Origin of the sequence: Comamonas aquatica, assembly GCF_018064205.1 — a bacterium.
GTDB classification, from domain to species: Bacteria; Pseudomonadota; Gammaproteobacteria; order Burkholderiales; family Burkholderiaceae_C; genus Comamonas; species Comamonas aquatica.
In genome coordinates this window covers 29647-48892 of the sequence record NZ_CP072916.1, presented here as the reverse complement: position 1 = coordinate 48892, position 19246 = coordinate 29647, and the positions used below count along the sequence as shown (strand labels likewise).

The following is a 19246-nucleotide window of genomic DNA, read 5'->3' as shown; positions in this document are numbered from 1 at the left end:
CTGCCGAATTTACTCCGCCCACCCATCTTCTGGCGTCCCCTTGGCACTCAACGCAGTGCCGCGTGTTGTCTTTCTGTAGGAATTTGACAATCCGCCTTGTCCATTGATGGCCGTCAAGCCATCTCTAAATCCTTGTTTTTTCAGGAAATCCTGAAATAAATAAAACCCGTTGATAAATGTCAAGGGCGTCCCCACATTGGGGCAAGCTCGCCACAGACCACGCCCACTTTCAGAGCATGGTTTTTGCCACTTTGGTGTCGCATCCATCTCCCGATAAACCCTTTTCCTACACGGCAGGCAGACAAATCTCGCTTGTTGATACATATCAAGCGGCGTACAAGAGGTGCATTGTTTCGAGGAGATTGCACCTATGAACAGCTTGGCCCACCCTGGCACCCCTTCTGGTTCTGCATCCATCGACCAACGACAGGCACCCGCCCACAGCCACGACGACGTGAGCCCAGGCGAAATCGCCGCCGGCGTGATCATCGGCCGGGCCTCCGAATACTTCGACTTCTTCGTGTTCGGCATCGCCTGCGTGCTGGTGTTCCCGTATGTGTACTTCCCCTTCCTGACCACGCTCAACGGCATGTTGGCCGCCTTTGCCGTGTTCGCACTGGCCTTCATCGCGCGGCCGGTCGGCACGGCCGTGGGCATGGCCGTGCAGCGCCGCTGGGGCATGGCCGTCAAGCTGACGATTGCCCTGTTCCTGCTGGGCAGCGCCACCGTGGGCATCGCCCTGCTGCCGGGCTATGAAAGCATCGGCGTGGCGGCCATCTGGTGGCTGGTAGGCCTGCGCGTGGCGCAGGGTCTGGCCGTGGGCGGCTCCTGGGAAGGGCTGCCGTCCTTGCTGGCGATGAATGCGCCCAAGGCCAAGCGGGGCTGGTACGCCATGATCGGGCAACTGGGTGCGCCGATCGGCTTCGTGGCGGCCGCCTCGGTGTTCGCCTACATCTACACCCAACTCTCGCACGAGGAGCTTCTGGCCTGGGGCTGGCGCTATCCTTTCTGCGTGGCCTTTGCCATCAACGTGGTGGCCCTGTTTGCCCGCCTGCGCCTGGTCGCCGACGAGAGCTACACCACCATGTTCCAGACCCTGGAGCTCACGCCCACGCCCACGCTCGAGCTGGCGCGCAGCGGTGAGGGCCGCAACGTGTTCCTGGGCGCGCTGGCCGCGCTGGCCAGCTTTGCCCTGTTCCACCTGGTCACCGTGTTCCCGCTGTCCTGGATGACCTTGTACGGCGAAGCCTCGCCCCCGCAGATCCTGTGGACCCAGGTGGCGGGTGCGCTGGTGGCCTGCGCGGCCATCGTGCTGTCGGGCTGGATGGCGGACCGCTTTGGCCGTCGCAACACCCTGGGCGCCATGGCGGTGCTGATCGGCTTGTTCAGCTTTGCCACCCCGATGCTGCTCAATGGCGGCACCGCCGGCCAGAACCTGTTCATCCTGATTGGCTTTGCGCTGCTGGGCCTGTCGTACGGCCAATCCTCGGGCACGGTCACGGCCAACTTCTCGCGCAAGTTCCGCTTTGTGGGGGCGGCCTACTCGGCCGACCTCGCCTGGCTGCTGGGCGCGGCCCTGGCGCCGCTGGTGGCCCTGTACCTGTCCTCGCATTTCGGTCCGGTGGCGGTCGGTGGCTACCTGCTGTCGGGGGCCGTCTGCACCCTGGCCGCGCTGGGCATCAACCGGGCGCTGGAGACCTCGCGCAAATAAGGCCTCCACGCCGCACCACCCCAGGCCTGCTGTCACCAGCAGGCCTTTTTGCTGCCCGTTTACCAGCACGGACCGCATGCGCTTTGACCAGACCGGCCGATCCACGGCATCAGCCTGCCTAGAATGGTCGGCCGCTTTGTTTTTGACGCTTCTTCTTCGCGCAGCACACCATGACCCAAGGCCAGATCCGCATCCGTGGCGCACGCCAACACAACCTGCAGAACGTGGATGTGGACATCCGCACGGGCGAATTGACCGTCGTCACTGGGCCCAGCGGCTCAGGCAAGTCCAGCCTGGTGTTCGACACCCTGTTTGCCGAAGGCCAGCGCCGCTACGTGGAAACCTTCAGCGCCTACGCGCGCCAGTTCCTGGACCGCATGGACAAGCCGGCCGTGGACCGTGTCGAAGGCGTGCCGCCGGCGATTGCCATTGACCAGACCAACCCGGTGCGCAACTCCCGCTCCACCGTGGGCACGATGACGGAGCTGAACGACCACCTCAAGCTGCTGTTCGCGCGCGCTGCCCATCTGTTCGACCGCCAGACCACCCTGCCCGTGCAGCACGACACGGCCGAGACCATCTTTGCCGCCCTGCAGCAGCGCTGCGAACAGGCCGGTGACCCGCGGATTGCGCTGACCTTCCCGGTCGAGTTGCCCGCCAACACCTCGCAGGAAGAAGTGGAGCAATGGCTGTCGGCCAGCGGCTTCACCAAGGTGCAGGCCGAACGCGACGTCGAGCGTGCGGCCACCGTCGAAGAACCCGCCAAGGGCAAGAAGGCCAAGGCCGCCGCCCCCGAAAGTATCAAGGTGCTGGACGTGGTGGCCGACCGCTTCCGCTTCAGTCGCGTGGAGCGCGCCCGGGCCATGGAGGCCATCGAGGTCGCCCTCAAGCGCGGCAACGGCCACCTGACCGTGTACGTCATGCCCGAAGCGGGTGAGGCGGAGACGTGGAAGTTCTCGCAGGGTCTGCACTGCCCCGAGAGCAACCTCAGCTACACCGCGCCCATGCCGTCGCTGTTCTCCTTCAACTCCGCCGTGGGTGCCTGCGACGCCTGCCGGGGTTTTGGCCGCGTGATTGGCGTGGATTGGGGCCTGGTGATTCCCAACGACAAGCTCACGCTGCGCACCGGGGCCATCAAGCCCATCCAGACGCCCGGCTGGAAGGAGATCCAGGACGACCTGATGCGCCATGCCGAGGCCGAAGGCATCCCACGCGACATCGCCTGGAGCAAGCTGACCCCGGAACAGAAACACTGGGTGATCGAAGGCTCGCCGCTTTGGAAAGGCCAGTGGAACAAGCAGTGGTACGGCATCCGCCGCTTCTTCGAGTACCTGGAAACCAAGACCTACAAGATGCACATCCGCGTGCTGCTGTCCAAGTACCGCAGCTACACGGAATGCCCCACCTGCGCCGGCGCACGCCTGAAGACCGAAAGCCTGCTGTGGCGCATCGGCAGCAAGGCGCAGGCCGATGCGGTGCTGCCCCCTGCACAACGCTTCCTGCCCACCGGCGTGGCCTGGAGCCGTGCCCAGCTCGAAGCCCTGCCCGGCCTGTGCCTGCACGACCTGATGCGCCTGCCCATCACGCGGCTGCGCAGCTTCTTCGACAGCCTGCACCTGGGCAACCAGACCGGGCTGGCCGAGGGCGAGCTGCAGGCGTTGAAGCTGCTGAACGAAGAAATCGGCACGCGCCTGAAGTACCTGGTGGACGTGGGCATTGGCTACCTCACGCTGGACCGGCAAAGCCGCACGCTGTCCGGCGGCGAGGTGCAGCGCATCAACCTGACCACCGCGCTGGGCACCAGCCTGGTCAACACGCTGTTTGTGCTGGACGAGCCCAGCATCGGCCTGCACCCGCGCGACATGGAGCGCATCACCCAGGCCATGCACCGTCTGCGCGATGCCGGCAACACCCTGGTGGTGGTGGAGCACGACCCGGCCGTGATGTTTGCCGCCGACCGCATGATCGACATGGGCCCGGGCCCCGGTGCGCGCGGCGGGCAGATCGTGTTCGACGGCACGCCCGAGGAACTCAAGCGCGCCGACACCCTGACCGGCGCCTACCTGGGCGGGCGCAAGCAGGTGGGCTTTGGCGTGAAGCGCATGGTGACCGAATCCACCCCGCGCCTGATTCTGGAAGGCGCACGCCAGCACAACCTGCAGAACCTCAATGTGGACTTCCCGCTGCAACGCCTGGTCACCATCACCGGCGTGTCGGGTTCGGGCAAATCCTCGCTGATCCAGGACATCCTGGCCCCGGCCCTGCTGCGCCACTTTGGCAAGCCCACCGACAGCCCCGGCGCGCACGACCGCCTGCTGGGCGCCGACCACCTGGCCGACGTGGTGTTTGTCGACCAGTCGCCGATCGGCAAGACCGCACGCTCCAACCCCGTCTCGTACGTGGGCGCGTGGGACAGCCTGCGCGAGCTGTTTGCGCTGGCCCCGCTGTCGGCCCAGCGCGGCTACACGGCCAGCAAGTTCAGCTTCAACAGCGGCGATGGCCGCTGTCCCACCTGCGGCGGCTCGGGCTTCGAGCACGTGGAGATGCAGTTCCTGTCCGACGTCTACCTGCGCTGCCCCGACTGCAACGGCAGCCGCTACCGCGCCGAGATTCTGGAAATCACCCTGGAACGCGATGGCCGCGCCCTGAACGTGGCCGATGTGCTGGAGCTGACGGTGGCCGAGGCCGCCCAGCTGTTCCGCCAGGATGCCGAGGTCCTGCGCGCCCTGCAGCCCATCGTCGATGTGGGGCTGGAGTACGTGAAGCTGGGCCAGCCCGTGCCCACGCTGTCGGGCGGCGAAGCCCAGCGGCTGAAGCTGGCAGGCTTTCTGGCCGAGGCGGCCAAGACCGCCTCCAAATCCAAGCAAAAGATTGCGCGCAAGGGCACGCTGTTCCTGTTCGACGAGCCCACCACCGGCCTGCACTTCGAAGACATCGCCAAGCTGATGCGCGCGCTGCGCAAGCTGCTGGAGGCGGGCCACAGCCTGATCGTCATCGAGCACAACCTGGACGTGATCCGCGCCAGCGACTGGCTGATCGACCTGGGTCCCGAGGGCGGCGACGGCGGCGGCCAGATCGTGGCCCAGGGCACGCCCGAGGACGTGCGCCAAGTCAAGGGCTCGCACACCGCGCAGGCGCTGCGCGAGTACGACCTGGCCATGGGCGTGGGCGGCCAGCTGGTCGAAGAAGTGGCGCCCATGCTCTACAAAAAAGAGCTGTCAGCGCCCGCCCGCAAAGCGCCAGCAGGCAAAAATGCCATTGAAATCGTCAACGCCCGCGAGCACAACCTCAAGGGCCTGAGCGTGGACATTCCGCGCGGCAAGTTCAATGTGGTGACCGGCGTGTCCGGCTCGGGCAAGTCCACGCTGGCGTTTGACATCCTGTTCAACGAAGGCCAACGCCGCTATCTCGAATCGCTGAACGCCTATGCGCGCTCCATCGTGCAGCCCGCGGGCCGACCCGAGGTGGATGCCGTCTGGGGCATTCCGCCCACCGTGGCCATCGAGCAGCGCCTGTCGCGCGGCGGGCGCAAGTCCACCGTGGGCACGACCACCGAGGTCTGGCACTTCCTGCGCCTGCTGTACGTGAAGCTGGGCACCCAGCACTGCGTGCACGACGGCGCCGCCGTGGAGCCGCAAACGCCCGAGCGCATTGCCGCCCAGTTGCTGACCCAGTTCAAGGGCCAGCACATCGGCCTGCTGGCCCCGCTGGTGGTGCACCGCAAGGGCGTGTACACCGAGCTGGCCGACTGGGCCCGCCCCAAGGGCTACACGCACCTGCGCGTGGACGGCGCCTTCCTGCCGACCACGGGCTTCCCGCGCCTGGACCGCTTCAAGGAACACACCATCGAGCTGCCCGTGGCCAGCGTCAAGGTCACGGCGGCCAACGAGAAAGAGCTGCGCGCGCAGTTGGCCAAGACGCTGGAGATCGGCAAGGGCGTGGTCCATGTGCTGTCCGGCATCGACACCCTGGAGGCCGCGATTGGGGCGCCCGAGCAGGGCAAGGGCGTGGGCACGCTGCAAGTGTTCTCCACCCAGCGCGCCTGCCCGGTCTGCGCCACCAGCTATGCCGAGCTGGAGCCCAGCCTGTTCAGCTACAACAGCAAGCACGGCTGGTGCCCCGACTGCGTGGGCACGGGCGTGAAGCTAACCAAGGAGCAGCGCAAGGTCTACGACGACAGCACCCTGGCCGAAGACAACCGCGGCCGCGAGCTGACGCTGACCGCCAACGAGGTCGAAGACCTGGAGGAATGCACCTGCCCGACCTGCGAGGGCACACGCCTGAACGCCCGCGCCCGCGCCGTGCGCTTCCACGGCAAGACCATCACCGAGCTGGCCCACCTGTCGGTCAGCGCGCTGCGCCAGTGGTTCCAGCAGCTGACGACGACCGGCCGCGAAACCGACATCGCGCGCGACCTGCTGCCGGAAATCCTGGGCCGCCTGGAATTCCTGGAGGAGGTCGGGCTGAACTACCTGACCCTGGACCGGGGCGCGCCCACGCTGTCCGGCGGCGAGGCACAGCGCATCCGCCTGGCGGCGCAGCTGGGCAGCAACCTGCAGGGCGTGTGCTATGTGCTGGACGAACCCACCATCGGCCTGCATGCGCGCGACAACCACATCCTGCTCAACGCCCTGCACAAGCTGGGTGACAAGGGCAACACCCTGGTGGTGGTGGAGCACGACGAAGACACCATCCGCCGTGCCGACCACGTGATCGACATCGGCCCCAGCGCGGGCAAGCGCGGCGGCCAGCTCGTGGCCCAGGGCACGCCGGCCGACATCATGGCCGCCGCCGATTCGCAAACCGGCCGCTACCTGCTGCACGCCATGCGCCACCCCTACCAGGCGCGCCGTGCGGTGCATGGCGTGGCGGATGCAGCCGCTATCCCAACAGAAGCTGCCAGCGCAGATGCAGCGAGCACAAAACCCAAAAAACGCACCAAAAAGCAGATCGCGGCCGATGCCGCCACCGCCTTGGCCGCCGACAGCGCCGCCCTGAATGCCGAGCTGGCCAACCCCAGCCAAGCCACCGGCCCGCTGCACTGGCTGGTGGTGAATGGCGCGAACCTGCACAACCTGCAGGACATCGAAGCCAGCGTACCCCTCCAGCGTCTGGTGGCCATCACCGGCGTGTCCGGCTCCGGCAAATCCACGCTGGCGCGCGATGTGCTGCTGACCAATGTGGCCAGCCTCGTCAGCCAGCGCGCCACCAAGGCGGGCCGCGAAGCGGCGCAAGCGGGCCAGACACCAACGCTGGTCGGCTGTGAAGCCGTCTGGGGCACGGAAGCCATCGACCGCGTGCTGGAGGTGGACCAGACGCCGATCGGCAAGACCCCGCGCAGCTGCCCCGCCACCTACATCGGTTTCTGGGACACCATCCGCAAGCTGTTTGCCGATACTTTGGAGGCCAAGGCCCGTGGTTACGGCGCGGGGCGCTTCAGTTTCAATACCGGCGAAGGCCGCTGCCCGGCCTGCGAAGGCCAGGGCATGCGCACCATCGAGATGAGTTTCCTGCCCGATGTGAAGGTGCCCTGCGAAACCTGCCAGGGCGCGCGCTTCAACCCCGAGACGCTGGCCGTCACCTGGCGCGGCAAGAGCATTGGCGACGTGCTGCAGATGGAGGTGGACGAGGCCGTGGAGTTCTTTGCCTCCATGCCCAGCATCGCCCACCCGCTGCAACTACTGAAGGACGTGGGCCTGGGCTATCTGACGCTGGGCCAGCCCTCGCCCACGCTGAGCGGCGGCGAGGCCCAGCGCATCAAGCTGGTGACCGAGCTGACCAAGGTGCGCGACGACATCACCAAGCGCGGCAACAAGGCGCCCCACACGCTGTATGTGCTGGACGAACCCACCGTGGGCCTGCACATGGCCGACGTGGACAAGCTGATCCGCGTGCTGCACCGCCTGGTGGACGGCGGCCACAGCGTGATCGTCATCGAGCACGACCTGGACGTGATCGCCGAGGCCGACTGGATCATCGACCTGGGCCCCGAAGGCGGCAGCGGCGGTGGCTGCATTGTGGCCGCCGGCACCCCCGAAGAGGTGGTGGCCCTGGGCACGCACACGGGCCAGGCGATTGCGCCGGTGCTGGCGCGTACCGCCTGAGCGGCCAGCCCGCCCCGCTGGCCCGCCTCAGGCCCGCGCCAAATCGCAGGTCTGGGGCACAGGGTGGCGTACCGGCAGGTAACGGCTCCAGGCCGTCAGCAGCAGGCCCACGGCCGTCAGCGCGGCGGCGACCCAGCCCAGGTGCACCAGGCCCAGCCCCCCGGCCAGGGCCAGGCCACCGGCCCAGGCCCCCAGTGCATTGCCCAGGTTGAAGGCCGCGATGTTCAGGCTGGACACCAGGTTGGCGCCGTGGGGACCGGCCTGGTCCAGCACGCGCATCTGCATCGGGGCCACGGTGGCAAAGGCCATGACACCGAGCACGACCACATAGGCCATGGCCACGCCCGGGTGCCCGAAGGCCCAGCGGCCCAGCGCCAGCACCACCAGCAGGGCCACGAGGCTCCAGGTCAGGGCCCGCAGCACGCCGCGGTCGGCCAGCTTGCCGCCCAGCAGGTTGCCCGCGGCCAGGCCAGCGCCGAACAGCAGCAAGGTCAGGGCCACCAGGCTGCCCGCCATCCGGGTCACCTGGGTCAGCAAGGGCTCGATGTAGGTGTAGAGCGCGAACACGCCGGCAAACCCGAACACGGTGATGCCCAGGCCCAGCCAGACCTGGGGGTGGCGCAGCGCGGCCAGTTCCTGCTGCAGCGGGGGCACGGCCGGACGGCCCAGGTCTCGCGGCACAAAGGCCACTAGGATGGCGAAGGCCACCACGCCCACACCCGCCACGGCAGCGAAGGCCATGCGCCAACCGAAGTGCTGGCCGATCCAGGCCCCGGCGGGCACGCCCAGCAAGGTGGCCAGGGTCAGGCCCGAGAACATCAGCGCGATCGCCGAGGCCTTTTTTTCCAACGGCACCAGGCTGGTGGCCACCACAGCCCCCACGCCGAAGAAGGTGCCGTGGGTCAGCGAGGTCAGCACCCGCGCCGCCATCAGCGCGGTGTAGTTCGGCGCAAACACCGCCGCCAGGTTGCCGGCGATGAAGATCAGCATCAGTGCCAGCAGCAGGCGCTTGCGCGGCCAGTGGCGCGTCAGCAGGGTCAGTACGGGCGCGCCCACGGCCACGCCGATGGCGTAGCCCGAGATCAGGGTGCCGGCCGTGGGAATGCTGATCCCCAGGTCGCTGCCGACCTGGGTGAGCAAGCCCATGATGATGAATTCCGTGGTGCCGATGCCAAAGGCACCGGCCGCCAGGGCCAGAAGAGAGAGCGGCATGGGAAAGGTCCTTGGGGTATCCAGAAAAATCCGAGGGGGTGACTGTGCCCCCGACCAGGATCTTTGTGTAGATGGAATAATGGCAATGCATTTGTTCCCAAGCGGAACAAATTACCTCCTGGTTCCCGCCCTGCAATTCCGGAGACTCCATGCCCGACACCCCCCGCTTGTCGCCCTTGGCTGCCCAGGGCAGTGAGGTCAACCGCTCCGGCGAACTGGAGGTGCTGGTGCTGGTGGCCGAACAGGGCAGCCTGTCGGCCGCCGCGCGGCAGATGGGTGTGTCGCCCTCGGCCATCAGCAAGACCGTGTCGCGGCTGGAGGCCCGCCTGGGGGTGCAGTTGTTGCAGCGCAGCACGCGGCGCATGCAACTGACAGCCGAAGGGGCGCAACTCGTGGAGCGCGGCAAGCGCCTGCTGGCCGACCTGGACGAGCTGGAGGCCACCGTGGCCGCCCGCAGCGCCCCTAAGGGCGTGGTGCGCATCAGCGCCAGCACCTCCACCGGCCAGCGCCTGCTGGTGCCGCTGGTGGCTCCGCTGATGGCGGCGCACCCGGGTCTCCGGCTGGAGCTGTTCTTCACCGACCAGATCGTGGACCTGGTGGAGGACAGCATCGACATCGCCATCCGCTGGGGACAGTTGCCCTCCTCGGACATGGTGGCGCGGCGCCTGGGCTGCACGCGCCAGGTCATCGTCGCCGCCCCGGACTACCTGGCCCGCCATGGCGTGCCGCAGCACCCGAAGGATCTGGCGGACCACCGGCGCATGGGCTGGACCTACCCGCGTGCGATCCCGCACTGGCCGTTTCTGGTCGAGGGCGAGCGCATGGCGGTGGAGATCGGCCAGGCGCTGCGCGTCAACGACGGCGATGTGCTGCGCGGCCTGGCTTTGGGCGGCGCCGGGTTGGCGCGGCTGTCGCTGTTCCACGCCTGGGAGGACCTGCAGGCCGGCCGGCTGGAGGTGGTGCTGGAAGACTTCAACACCGGCGACCTGGAGCCCATCCACGCCGTCTACCCGGGCAAGCCCGATCGCCTGCCACCGCGCACGCGGGCGGTGCTGGACTTTCTGCAGGCCCACGTCGACCTGGCACATGCCGAACAACTGCCCGCCGCCTGGCGAGCCTAAGATCGCGCCATGGCCTTCCACGCAGTCCTCCCGCCAACCGTCGCCGCCACGGCGCGCCGCCCCGGTCCACGGGCACCGGGGGCACCGCGTGCCTAAACGCATCATCTACCTGCAGCCGGCGGCACCGGCCAAACCCGCCATGGGCACGCCCTGCAATGGCTGCGGCATGGTCAGCGATCCTGGGGCCGTGCTGGGCTGGCGCCGCCCCTGGGCCGTGCGCCTGGTGGCCCGGCTGGCGCGGCGCTGGATTGCGGCGGGCATCGGCTGCGATACCGATTGGGAGCCCCAGCCCCCACGCTAAAGGCCCTGGCCCCATGGCCACAAGACACACCGCGTGGGGCGGCATGCGGTACGGCCCCAGGCCGTGCTATGTGCGCGCCGGCTGGCACGGATTCAATTGCCGACCACCTCTGCCGCCAGCAATTCCGCCAGCCACTGGCGGCCCTGGGGCCAAGGGCCCAGACCGCTGTCGGCATTCAGATGGCCCAAGGCACCCGCCACTTCCAGACGGGCGCCCCAGGCGGTCGCAAACACCTGGGCCCGCTCCAGCGTGACCCGGGGGTCGTTCGTGCTGGCGACCACCAGGGTTGGAAACGGCAAGCGCTGCATCGGCATGGGGGCAAAACCCAGGGGACCCGGCGGCCAGGTGGGAGATTCCACATCGCTGGGGGCCACCAGCAAGGCCCCGCGCACGGGCAGGGGTCGGTCCGGGTGGTACCGCGGCCAGGCGGCCACCAGGTGATTCACCAGGGCCACGGCCACCGAATGCGCCACCAGCACGGCCGGCGTCTGGCGCTGTGCCAGCACCGCCACCAGGGTCTGCACCCAGTCGGCGCACTGGGGGGTCTGCCATTCCCGCTGCCACACCCGCTGCATCCGTGGGTCATCCGCTTCCCAGTGGGACAGCCAATGCTCCGGGTTGGCATTGCCACGGCCCGGCAGCAGCAAAATCGAGGGTTCTTGCATGTCGCTCCTTGTACGAGGGCCGCCCGGCTCGGCAGCGCCTGTGCCCCATTGTGGCCTGCGGGGGAACCCCGACGGGACACCCCCGCTGGCTTGATGCCCCTGCGACAGCCGCCGAGGGATTGCCCTCGGTATGGCCGCGCGATGCGGCTTTTACAGTACAAATGTCGCGCTCACAAAACCAGCCCGACATTCAGGGAGTGGCAGCCCCTGCTGCCCGCATAACGAGACAACTGGAGATTCCCCCATGGCATTTGCCCCTCATCGCAGCCGTCGCTCGGCCCTCTGCGCCGCCCTGGCGCTGTCCAGCCTGGCCCTGACCGGCACCAGCTGGGCCCAGGAACCCACCGCCCAGTGGCCCAGCAAGCCCATCAAGCTGATCGTGCCCTACACCCCCGGCGGTTCGACCGACATCGTCAGCCGCACCGTGTTCGAGGCCGTGGGCAAGCGCCTGGGCCAACCCGTGGTGATCGAGAACAAGCCCGGCGCCAACAGCACCATCGGCGTGACGCAGACAGCGCGTGCGCCGGCCGACGGCTACAACTTCGTCAGCGTGCTGGCCGCCTACACGGTCAACATGTCGCTGTACAAGAAGCTGCCCTACCAGCCCAGCGACCTGGTGGCCGTCAGCCATGTGGCCGACCTGCCCATGTTCCTGTTCGCGGCCAACAAGCTGCCGGTGAAGAACGCCAAGGAACTGGCCGAATACGGCAAGAAGCAGCCGCTGAACTACGCCTCCAGCGGCACCGGCGCCAGCGCCCACATGATCGGCGCGCGCTGGGCGCAAGAAAACGGGCTGAATGCCCAGCACGTGCCCTACAACGGCAGCGCCCCCATCCTGGCCGACCTGATGAGCGGCCAGGTCGACATGCTGTTCGACCCCGCCCTGGTGCCCATGCCCCACGCCAAGAGCGGCAAGATCAAGGTGCTGGCCGTGGCGTCGAAGCAGCGCTGGCCCGGTGAGCCCGACATCCCCACCATGGAGGAAGCGGGCTTTCCCGGCTTTGTGATGAACTCCTGGGTCGGCGTGCTGGCGCCCAAGGGCACGCCCCAGCCCATCGTCGACAAGCTGTCCAAGACCATCGCCGAGGCCGTGCAGTCGCCCGAGGTCAAGGCCAAGCTGACGCAGCTGGGCTTCGGCGCCATCGGCAGCACGCCCGCGCAGTTCCAGCAGCTGATCGACCAGGACACGGCGATGTACAAGGCCGTGATCACCAAGGCCCAGGTCAGCATCGACTGAGCGCGGCCCCGCCCACCAAAAAGCCCGCAGGCGACAGGCCATGCGGGCTTTTTTTATTTCAGGAGCAGTTACCGCGCGTCCTGGGTAGGTTTCAGCGGTTTTTTATATGGAAAACCAGGAATATCGCGCGCCAAACGCTCTTATTTTGCAAGCAGGTGGTCCGCCAGCTGCACAAAGCCATCGCCGCGCTCGGCCGTGGTCACATAGCGCGGCAGGTGCTGCAGCTGGGGCACGAAACGCGCGATGTTGGCCACGCCCACGCTGTGGGGCATGTGCTGGAACATCAGTTGGTCGTTGGTCGAATCGCCGATGTAGACCCACTGGCCCAGCGTCGCGTCCAGGTCGATGCCGAACAGGCTCTGCACGATCCAGCGTGCGCCTTCGAGCTTGTTGTGCGTGCCAAACCAGCCGTTGATGTGGATGGAGCTGACGGTGGCGTTCATGCCGGCGTCGCGCATGATGGCCACGCAGGCATCGATCTGCGCCTGCGACAGGGTGGTGAACTCGCTGTGGTCCACGGCGATGTCGCACTCGCGGCCGTGCGAATCGGTGGCGCGCTGCGCGCCGGGTACCTGCTGCTCGATCTGCGCCAGCACCTCCTGCATCTTGGCGAAGTTGTGCACGCGCGTGTCGTCGTCCTGCTGGTAGAGCTTGTCCAGTCCGCCCCGGTCGTTGCGGCGCAGGGCCACGGCACCGTTCTCGGCGACGATGGCCTCCACCGGCCAAGCGCGCGCAAACGGCACGCTCCAGCCCACGGGGCGACCGGTGATGGGCACCACCTTCAGGCCCGCAACCTGCAGGCGGCCGATGGCGGCCACCACGTGCGCAGGCACCACGCCCTCGGTGGTCAGGGTGTCATCGATGTCGGTCAGCACGCCCAGCAGGTTCGCGGGCACCGGCAGTTCAGACAAGGGGCGCAGAAATTCTTGGCTCACAGCAAACTCTCAACAACCAACCCGTGCCAGGCACGGGTGAGATCAAACACAGCGTAGAAATCAGTAGCGGCCAGCGCAGCGGTGCAGGCGAGGCGCCGGATCGAAGCCAGTAGCAGCGCTACGGCGAGATTCGGCAACGACGCATGCAGGCCGCTAGTGATTTCAATTAATGGGCACTACCCAGGGCCAGGCCGGCGTGTTCGCGCAGGGGGTGGAAGTGGATCTTGGGGAAGCGTTCCTGCGCCAGGCGCACGTCATAGGGGCTGGTGCACAGGAAGGCCAGGGTGTCGGCCGCATCGTGCGCCAGGCGCATGGGGTAGGCGTTCTCGAACTCGCGCAGCTCGGCGGGCGAATCGGCCGTGATCCAGCGCGCGCCGGTGTACTGGCAGCCTTCCAAGCGCACGTCGCAGTCGTACTCGGTCTTCAGGCGATGCTGCACCACTTCAAACTGCAGCTGACCGACCGCGCCCAGCAGCATGTTGCCGCCGACATCGGGCTTGAACACCTGGATCGCGCCCTCTTCGCCCAGCTGCATCAGGCCCTGCTGCAGCTGCTTGGTGCGCAGCGGGTTCTTCAGCACCACGGTCATGAACATTTCGGGCGCGAAGAACGGCAGGCCGGTGAACTGCAGGCTGGGGCCGTCGGTGATCGAATCCCCCAGCTGCACGCCGCCGTGGATGGTGAAGCCGATGATGTCGCCGGCGTAGGCCTCGTCCACCGCCTCGCGGCGCTGCGACATGAAGGTCACCACGGACGTGGGGCGCAGCTCCTTGCCGGTGCGCTGCACCTTCATCTTCATGCCGGGCGTGTACTTGCCGCTGGCCACGCGCACGAAGGCGATGCGGTCGCGGTGGTTGGCATCCATGTTCGCCTGGACCTTGAACACCACGCCGGCGAAGGTCTTGTCTTCGGGGTGGATGGTGACTTCTTCGCGGTTGCGGTTCACCTCGGTGAAGGCGATGCGCGGGCCGGGCGGGGGCGACATGTCGACCACGGCGTTCAGCACTTCCATCACACCGAAGTTGTTCACGCCGGAGCCGAAGAACACGGGGGTCAGCTTGCCTTCCAGGAAGGCCTGGTGGTCCCACTCGGCGGACGCGCCCTGGGCCAGTTCCATGCTCTCGATGGCATCGTCAAAGGCCTGGCCGAAGCGCGCACGCAGCCGGTCGGTTTCGGTCAGCGGGATCACCTCGAAGTCCTCGGGGCGCTTTTCGCTGCCGGCGGCAAACACCGTCATGGTCTGCGTCTGCAGATTGATGATGCCGCCGAAGCTCTTGCCCTGGCCCACGGGCCAGGTGATGGGGCAGCAGGGCATGCCCAGCTCGCGCTCGACCTCGTCCAGGATGTCCAGCGGGTCGCGCACTTCGCGGTCGAACTTGTTGACGAAGGAGAGGATGGGCGTGTTGCGCTGGCGGCAGACCTCGATCAGGCGGCGGGTCTGCGATTCCACACCGTTGGCCGCGTCGATCACCATCAGCGCCGAGTCCACGGCCGTCAGCACGCGGTAGGTGTCTTCCGAGAAGTCCTTGTGGCCGGGGGTGTCGAGCAGGTTGATCACGTGGTCGCGGTAGCTCATCTGCATCACCGACGACGCCACCGAGATGCCGCGCTGCTTTTCGATTTCCATCCAGTCCGAGGTGGCGTGGCGGCTGGCCTTGCGCCCCTTCACGGCACCGGCGATCTGGATCGCCCCCGAGAACAGCAGCAGCTTTTCGGTCAGCGTGGTCTTACCCGCATCCGGGTGGGAAATGATGGCAAAGGTGCGGCGACGCCGGGTTTCTGGAGCGTATGACACTGGTCGGGGACGGGTTCGGTCGTGGCGGCGGCCACGCGTTTGCGACAAAGGGCCGCAAGCGCAGCAGTGCGCAGCGGGCCTCTCAAGGTAAAGAGGGTCGATTTTAAGGGAAAGCACGAAACTCCACCGGCCCCGGAGAATGCGCGCCCACGGCGTCCGTGGCCCACCCCGCAAGGCGGGACAGCCCCAATGCCCAGCCGTGCGCGTGGCCCGCAGACTGGCCGGCATGCACCTGCTTGCCCACCTCCATCCGCTGCAATGGGCCATGGCCCTGTGCGCCCTGCTGGCGATGCTGGCCGGCCACCTCGGGCCCTTCGCCGCCTATGCCCTGCTCAAACCCCTGCCGCTGCTGCTGTGCCTGGCCCTGGTCTGGCGGCGCGCCGACCACCACGGCCAGCCCGTGGCCACCCGCTGGCTGCTGGCCGGCCTGGCGCTGAGCCTGCTGGGCGATGTCTGCCTGCTTCCTCGCCGGCCTGGCGGCGTTCCTGCTGGCCCACGGCTGCTACATCGTGCTGTTCCACCGGGGCCTGCCGTGGCTGCCGCACCGCCCGGCCCTGCTGGCGGTGCTGGCCTGCGCCGCGCTGGTCTACGGCTACCTGGCGACGCACGGCCTGCCTGCCGACATGCGCCTGCCCGTGGCCGCCTATGTGCTGGTGATTGCCGGCATGGCGGCCCAGGCCATCGGCCGCGCCCAGGTGCTGCGCAGCGCGGGTGCACGCTGCGTGGCCTGGGGTGCGCTGAGCTTCATGGTCAGCGACAGCATCCTGGCGATCGACCGCTTCGTGCAGCCCCTGCCCGCCGCCACCGTGTGGGTGCTTGGCAGCTATTACCTGGCCCAGGGTCTGATCGTGCACGGCATGCTGCAAGTGCTGCGCGTGCCACAGACAAAATAAGAGCACCCTGCGCAGGCAGGACGAGCGCCAGCAGCCAAAAACACTACATGTGCGGCGTGTGCGTGTCCTGGGCGATCTGGCCGTCGACCATTTCCACCAGCCGGTCGCAGCGTGCCGCCAGGCGCGGGTCGTGGGTGACGATCAGAAAGGCCGTGCCCTGCTGGGCATGGATCTCGCGCAGCAGCGCGAACACATCGTCGGACGATTGCGTGTCCAGGTTGCCCGTGGGCTCGTCGGCCAGCACCAGGGCCGGCTGCTGCACCAACGCCCGGGCGATGGCCACGCGCTGCTGCATGCCGCCCGACAGCTCCGACGGTTTCTTGTGCAGCGCCTGGCCCAGGCCCACGGCGCGCAGCAGTTGCAGGGCGCGGTCCTTGTCCGCGCCGGACACCACCCCGTGCGCCATCAGCGCCGGCAGGGTCACGTTCTCCAGCGCGGTGAAGGCCGGCAGCAGGTGGTGGAACTGGAACACGAAGCCCAGGCTCTGGCGGCGCAGCAGGGTCAGGCGGTCGTCGCTGAGCCGGTGGGTCTCCTGCCCCAGCAGCTGGTAGCTGCCGCTGCTCATGCGCTCCAGCAGGCCCAGGATGTTCAGCAGGGTGCTCTTGCCCGAGCCCGACGGGCCGACCAGGGCAATGAACTCACTGGCGCGCAGCTGCAGGTCGATGCCGTGCAGCACCTCGGCCTCGCTGGGCTGGCCCACGTTGTAGGACTTGCGCACGGCCGACAGCTGCAGCAGGGGCGCGGTGGTGGGGTCGTGGGCCATGGGGGTCACATCCGTATCGCCTGGGCCGGGTCCATGGACGCGGCACGGCGCGCCGGCACCACGGCCGCCAGCACGCCGCACACGGTGGCAATCAGCGCCGCACTCAGGGCGTCGGGCAGGGTCAGGTGAATCTCGAACAGCGCGCCGCCCTCGGCGCTGCGCGCCAGCGTGGTGAACAGCTGCACCATGGCCCAGGACAGCAGCACCCCGCCGACCGAGCCCAGGGCCCCGACCACCGCGCCCTGCAGCAGAAACACGCGCAGCACCTGGCCGCGCGTGGTGCCCATGGCGCGCAGGATGCCAATCTCGCGGCGTTTTTGCACCACGCTGACCACCAGCACGCTGGCAATCCCCAGCACCACCACCACCAGCACCACCGCGCGGATCACCGTGGTGCTGATGGTCTGGGCCTTCAGCGCCGAGAGCAGCTGCGCATTCGTGTCCTGCCAGCTCTCCACGTCATAGTCGTAGCGCGCACGCAGCTGGCGCGCGATGGCATCGGCCTGCCACACGTCGGCCACCTGCATCTCCAGCACCGTGGCGCCGCCGGGCACGCCCAGCAGGCTTTGCGCGCTGCGCAGCGGGATGATCACGGTGCGGCGGTTCAGGTCCTTGAGGCCCAGGTCCAGCAAGGCCGTCACGCGCACCGGCTCGTTCACCGCGCCGGTGGCGATGGTGAAGCGGTCGCCCGGGCGCACGCCCAGGTCGGCGGCCAGCTCGGTGCCGATCATGGCCTCGCCCGGGGCCAGGCCCCAGGCACCGGCCACCAGCTTTTCGCGCAGGTTGACGATGCGCTGGTAGCGCTCCAGCTCCACCCCCATCAGGGCGATGGACTGCGAGGCCTCGCCGCGCAGCGCCAGCCCGGCGCCCGAGACCATGGGCGACACGGCGATCACGCCCGGTTCGCGCTCCAGCACCGGCAGCAACTGCTGCCAGTTGGCCACCGAGCGCAGGCGCTGGGCGCGCGGCTGGGTGTCCGACAGCAGCACCGCATCGCCCACCGCCGGGCGCGGCAGGGGCGTGACCACGTCCTCGGGCGCCCGCAGGCTGATGTGGGCCTGCGTGCCCAGCGTCTTGCGCACGGTGTTGGCCTGCAGGCCATGGATCAGCGCCGTGATGTAGGTGACCACGGCCACGCCCGCCGCCACCCCGGCGACGATCATCAGGCTTTGCATGCGCCCTTCGCGCAGAAAGCGCAGGGCCACCTGCCACTCGAAGCCCCAGGGCATGCGCACGGCCATCAGTGCTCCTGCTGTGGCGCGGCCGCGCGCACCCGCTGGCCGGCCTGTGCCGGGGGCAGCAGCACGGTGTCCCCGGCGTGCAGGCCGTCCACAATTTCCGCAGCCTCCAGGGTGCGCAGGCCCACCTGCACCGGGCGCGGCGTGGCCCGGCCGGCCTGCAGCACCAGCACCTGGGCGGCGCTGTGGCCTTCACGCAGGCCTTGCAGGGCCTGCAGCGGCAGCACCAGGGCCTGGGCCTGGCGGCCGGTCTCGACCTGCACCGACAGGCTCATGTCCTCGCGCAGGAAGTCCGGCGGCGCGGCCTGCAGCGCCAGCTTGACCTCCACCGCGCCACGCTGCGCGTCCACGCCCGGGGCGATCGACACCACGCGCGCCGCCAGGCGCTGGTCGGCAAAGGCATCGGCCACCACCTGGGCGCTCTGGCCCTCGCGCAGCTGGTCCAGGAAACGTTCATCCACCTGGGCCACGATCAGCGTCGGCCCCTCCAGGGCCAGCTGCAGCAGCGCCGTGCCGGCCTGCACAATCTGGCCGGGCTCCACCGCGCGCGCCAGCACCTTGGCGGCGCTGGGCGCGACGATGTGGGTCTGCTGCAGCTTGGCCTGGGCGGCCGCCAGGGCCGACTGCGCCTGCTGCACCTGGGCCTCGGCGGCCTGCAGTTCGGCCCCACCCTCGGCCGCCGCCTGGGCCTGGGCCTGGGCGGCCTGCAGCTGCGCCTGGGCCACGCCCAGGGCCTTGCGTTTTTCGTCCAGGCTGGCCTGGCTCAGAAAACCTTGCTGCACCAGTTGCTGGTTGCGCGACCAATCGGCCTGGGCCTGCTGCAGCGTCACCTGGGCCTGGGCCACCTGCGACTGCTTGCCGATGCGCCCATTGGTGCGCACATTGGCCAGCTGGGCCCGCGCCTGGGCCAGGCTGGCCTGGGCCTGCTGCACGCTGGCCTGCAGTTCGGGGGGCTCCAGCTGCACCAGCAGCTGGCCGGCCTGCACGTGGTCGCCTTCTTGCACGGCCACGCGCTCGACGCGGCCGACGATGGTGCTGCCCACGCCCACGCGCGAGCGGGTCTCCACCCGGGCCGAAAACTGCAGGCTGCGCACCAGTGCCTGGGCCTGCACCTGCACGGCGGGCACCTGCGGGCCGCGCCAGCGCTGCACGCCCCAGACGGCAGCCAGCAGCAGCACGGCAGCGGCGCCGGCCAGCCACCACCAGCGGCGCGGGCGGCGGGCGGGTGCCGAGTGGGTGGTTTCAGATGCGTGTGGACTCACAGTGCGTTC

At 68.4% G+C, this 19246-nt stretch carries 13 protein-coding genes and 1 pseudogene; 6 read left to right on the top strand and 8 right to left on the bottom strand.

Features of this window, described 5'->3' with window-relative positions; all coding sequences use genetic code 11:
• Positions 1 to 9: 9 nt before the first annotated feature.
• A complete protein-coding gene (locus KAQ61_RS00220; protein WP_210930122.1) occupies positions 10 to 183 on the bottom strand; it encodes a hypothetical protein in 174 nt (57 codons plus the stop codon).
• A 187-nt stretch (positions 184 to 370) separates the two neighbouring features.
• Here KAQ61_RS00220 and KAQ61_RS00215 point away from each other — a divergent pair, with 187 nt between their 5' ends.
• Positions 371 to 1711 (top strand): MFS transporter, encoded by a 1341-nt coding sequence (locus KAQ61_RS00215; protein ID WP_210930121.1) that lies wholly within the window; start codon positions 371 to 373, stop codon positions 1709 to 1711.
• Between the two features lie 170 nt (positions 1712 to 1881).
• Entirely contained in the window at positions 1882 to 7815 is a 5934-nt protein-coding gene (gene uvrA, locus KAQ61_RS00210; protein ID WP_210930120.1) for an excinuclease ABC subunit UvrA, read from the top strand.
• Between the two features lie 27 nt (positions 7816 to 7842).
• Here the strand turns inward: uvrA and KAQ61_RS00205 are convergent, their stop codons facing one another.
• On the bottom strand, positions 7843 to 9027 hold the full coding sequence (locus tag KAQ61_RS00205) for an MFS transporter (RefSeq protein WP_210930119.1): 1185 nt from the start codon (positions 9025 to 9027) through the stop codon (positions 7843 to 7845).
• Between the two features lie 149 nt (positions 9028 to 9176).
• Between KAQ61_RS00205 and KAQ61_RS00200 the strand changes: the two genes are divergently transcribed.
• Complete coding sequence (locus KAQ61_RS00200; protein ID WP_210930118.1) at positions 9177 to 10148, top strand: LysR family transcriptional regulator; 972 nt, start codon at positions 9177 to 9179, stop codon at positions 10146 to 10148.
• Positions 10149 to 10236: 88 nt separating this feature from the next.
• Entirely contained in the window at positions 10237 to 10449 is a 213-nt protein-coding gene (locus KAQ61_RS00195) for a hypothetical protein (RefSeq protein WP_210930117.1), read from the top strand.
• A 92-nt stretch (positions 10450 to 10541) separates the two neighbouring features.
• Here KAQ61_RS00195 and KAQ61_RS00190 read toward each other — a convergent pair whose 3' ends face one another.
• Complete coding sequence (locus KAQ61_RS00190) at positions 10542 to 11114, bottom strand: RBBP9/YdeN family alpha/beta hydrolase (protein WP_210930116.1); 573 nt, start codon at positions 11112 to 11114, stop codon at positions 10542 to 10544.
• A gap of 244 nt (positions 11115 to 11358) precedes the next feature.
• Between KAQ61_RS00190 and KAQ61_RS00185 the strand changes: the two genes are divergently transcribed.
• Positions 11359 to 12351 carry a Bug family tripartite tricarboxylate transporter substrate binding protein gene (locus KAQ61_RS00185; RefSeq protein ID WP_210930115.1) on the top strand — a complete coding sequence of 331 codons (993 nt, stop codon included), beginning with the start codon at positions 11359 to 11361 and terminating at the stop codon, positions 12349 to 12351.
• A gap of 140 nt (positions 12352 to 12491) precedes the next feature.
• Here KAQ61_RS00185 and KAQ61_RS00180 read toward each other — a convergent pair whose 3' ends face one another.
• Both KAQ61_RS00180 and KAQ61_RS00175 read right to left on the bottom strand, forming a co-directional pair.
• Positions 12492 to 13286 (bottom strand): HAD-IIB family hydrolase, encoded by a 795-nt coding sequence (locus KAQ61_RS00180; protein WP_210930114.1) that lies wholly within the window; start codon positions 13284 to 13286, stop codon positions 12492 to 12494.
• 166 nt (positions 13287 to 13452) lie between these two features.
• Positions 13453 to 15081: a peptide chain release factor 3 gene (locus tag KAQ61_RS00175; protein ID WP_183303617.1), complete on the bottom strand. Its 1629-nt coding sequence runs from the start codon at positions 15079 to 15081 to the stop codon at positions 13453 to 13455.
• Positions 15082 to 15220: 139 nt separating this feature from the next.
• Between KAQ61_RS00175 and KAQ61_RS00170 the strand changes: the two are divergent.
• A pseudogene (locus KAQ61_RS00170) lies at positions 15221 to 15974 on the top strand (lysoplasmalogenase).
• A gap of 43 nt (positions 15975 to 16017) precedes the next feature.
• On the opposite strand, the gene KAQ61_RS00165 reads toward KAQ61_RS00170, so the two are convergent.
• The 3 genes from KAQ61_RS00165 to KAQ61_RS00155 are packed head-to-tail and all read right to left on the bottom strand — an operon-like array spanning position 16018 to position 19237.
• Positions 16018 to 16737 (bottom strand): ABC transporter ATP-binding protein, encoded by a 720-nt coding sequence (locus KAQ61_RS00165; protein ID WP_042414483.1) that lies wholly within the window; start codon positions 16735 to 16737, stop codon positions 16018 to 16020.
• A gap of 5 nt (positions 16738 to 16742) precedes the next feature.
• Entirely contained in the window at positions 16743 to 17978 is a 1236-nt protein-coding gene (locus KAQ61_RS00160) for an ABC transporter permease (RefSeq protein WP_244982946.1), read from the bottom strand.
• Positions 17978 to 19237: an efflux RND transporter periplasmic adaptor subunit gene (locus KAQ61_RS00155; protein ID WP_210930113.1), complete on the bottom strand. Its 1260-nt coding sequence runs from the start codon at positions 19235 to 19237 to the stop codon at positions 17978 to 17980. The genes KAQ61_RS00160 and KAQ61_RS00155 overlap by 1 nt, the downstream gene beginning before the upstream one ends.
• Positions 19238 to 19246: the final 9 nt, after the last annotated feature.

Bases quoted from the DNA above. Each gene is read 5' to 3' on its own strand.
- KAQ61_RS00165 (WP_042414483.1), bottom strand. From the start codon at position 16,737: ATGGCCCACGACCCCACCACCGCGCCCCTGCTGCAGCTGTCGGCCGTG.
- KAQ61_RS00200 (WP_210930118.1), top strand. From the start codon at position 9,177: ATGCCCGACACCCCCCGCTTGTCGCCCTTGGCTGCCCAGGGCAGTGAG.
- KAQ61_RS00160 (WP_244982946.1), bottom strand. From the start codon at position 17,978: ATGGCCGTGCGCATGCCCTGGGGCTTCGAGTGGCAGGTGGCCCTGCGC.
- uvrA (WP_210930120.1), top strand. From the start codon at position 1,882: ATGACCCAAGGCCAGATCCGCATCCGTGGCGCACGCCAACACAACCTG.
- KAQ61_RS00185 (WP_210930115.1), top strand. From the start codon at position 11,359: ATGGCATTTGCCCCTCATCGCAGCCGTCGCTCGGCCCTCTGCGCCGCC.
- KAQ61_RS00190 (WP_210930116.1), bottom strand. From the start codon at position 11,114: ATGCAAGAACCCTCGATTTTGCTGCTGCCGGGCCGTGGCAATGCCAAC.
- KAQ61_RS00205 (WP_210930119.1), bottom strand. From the start codon at position 9,027: ATGCCGCTCTCTCTTCTGGCCCTGGCGGCCGGTGCCTTTGGCATCGGC.
- KAQ61_RS00215 (WP_210930121.1), top strand. From the start codon at position 371: ATGAACAGCTTGGCCCACCCTGGCACCCCTTCTGGTTCTGCATCCATC.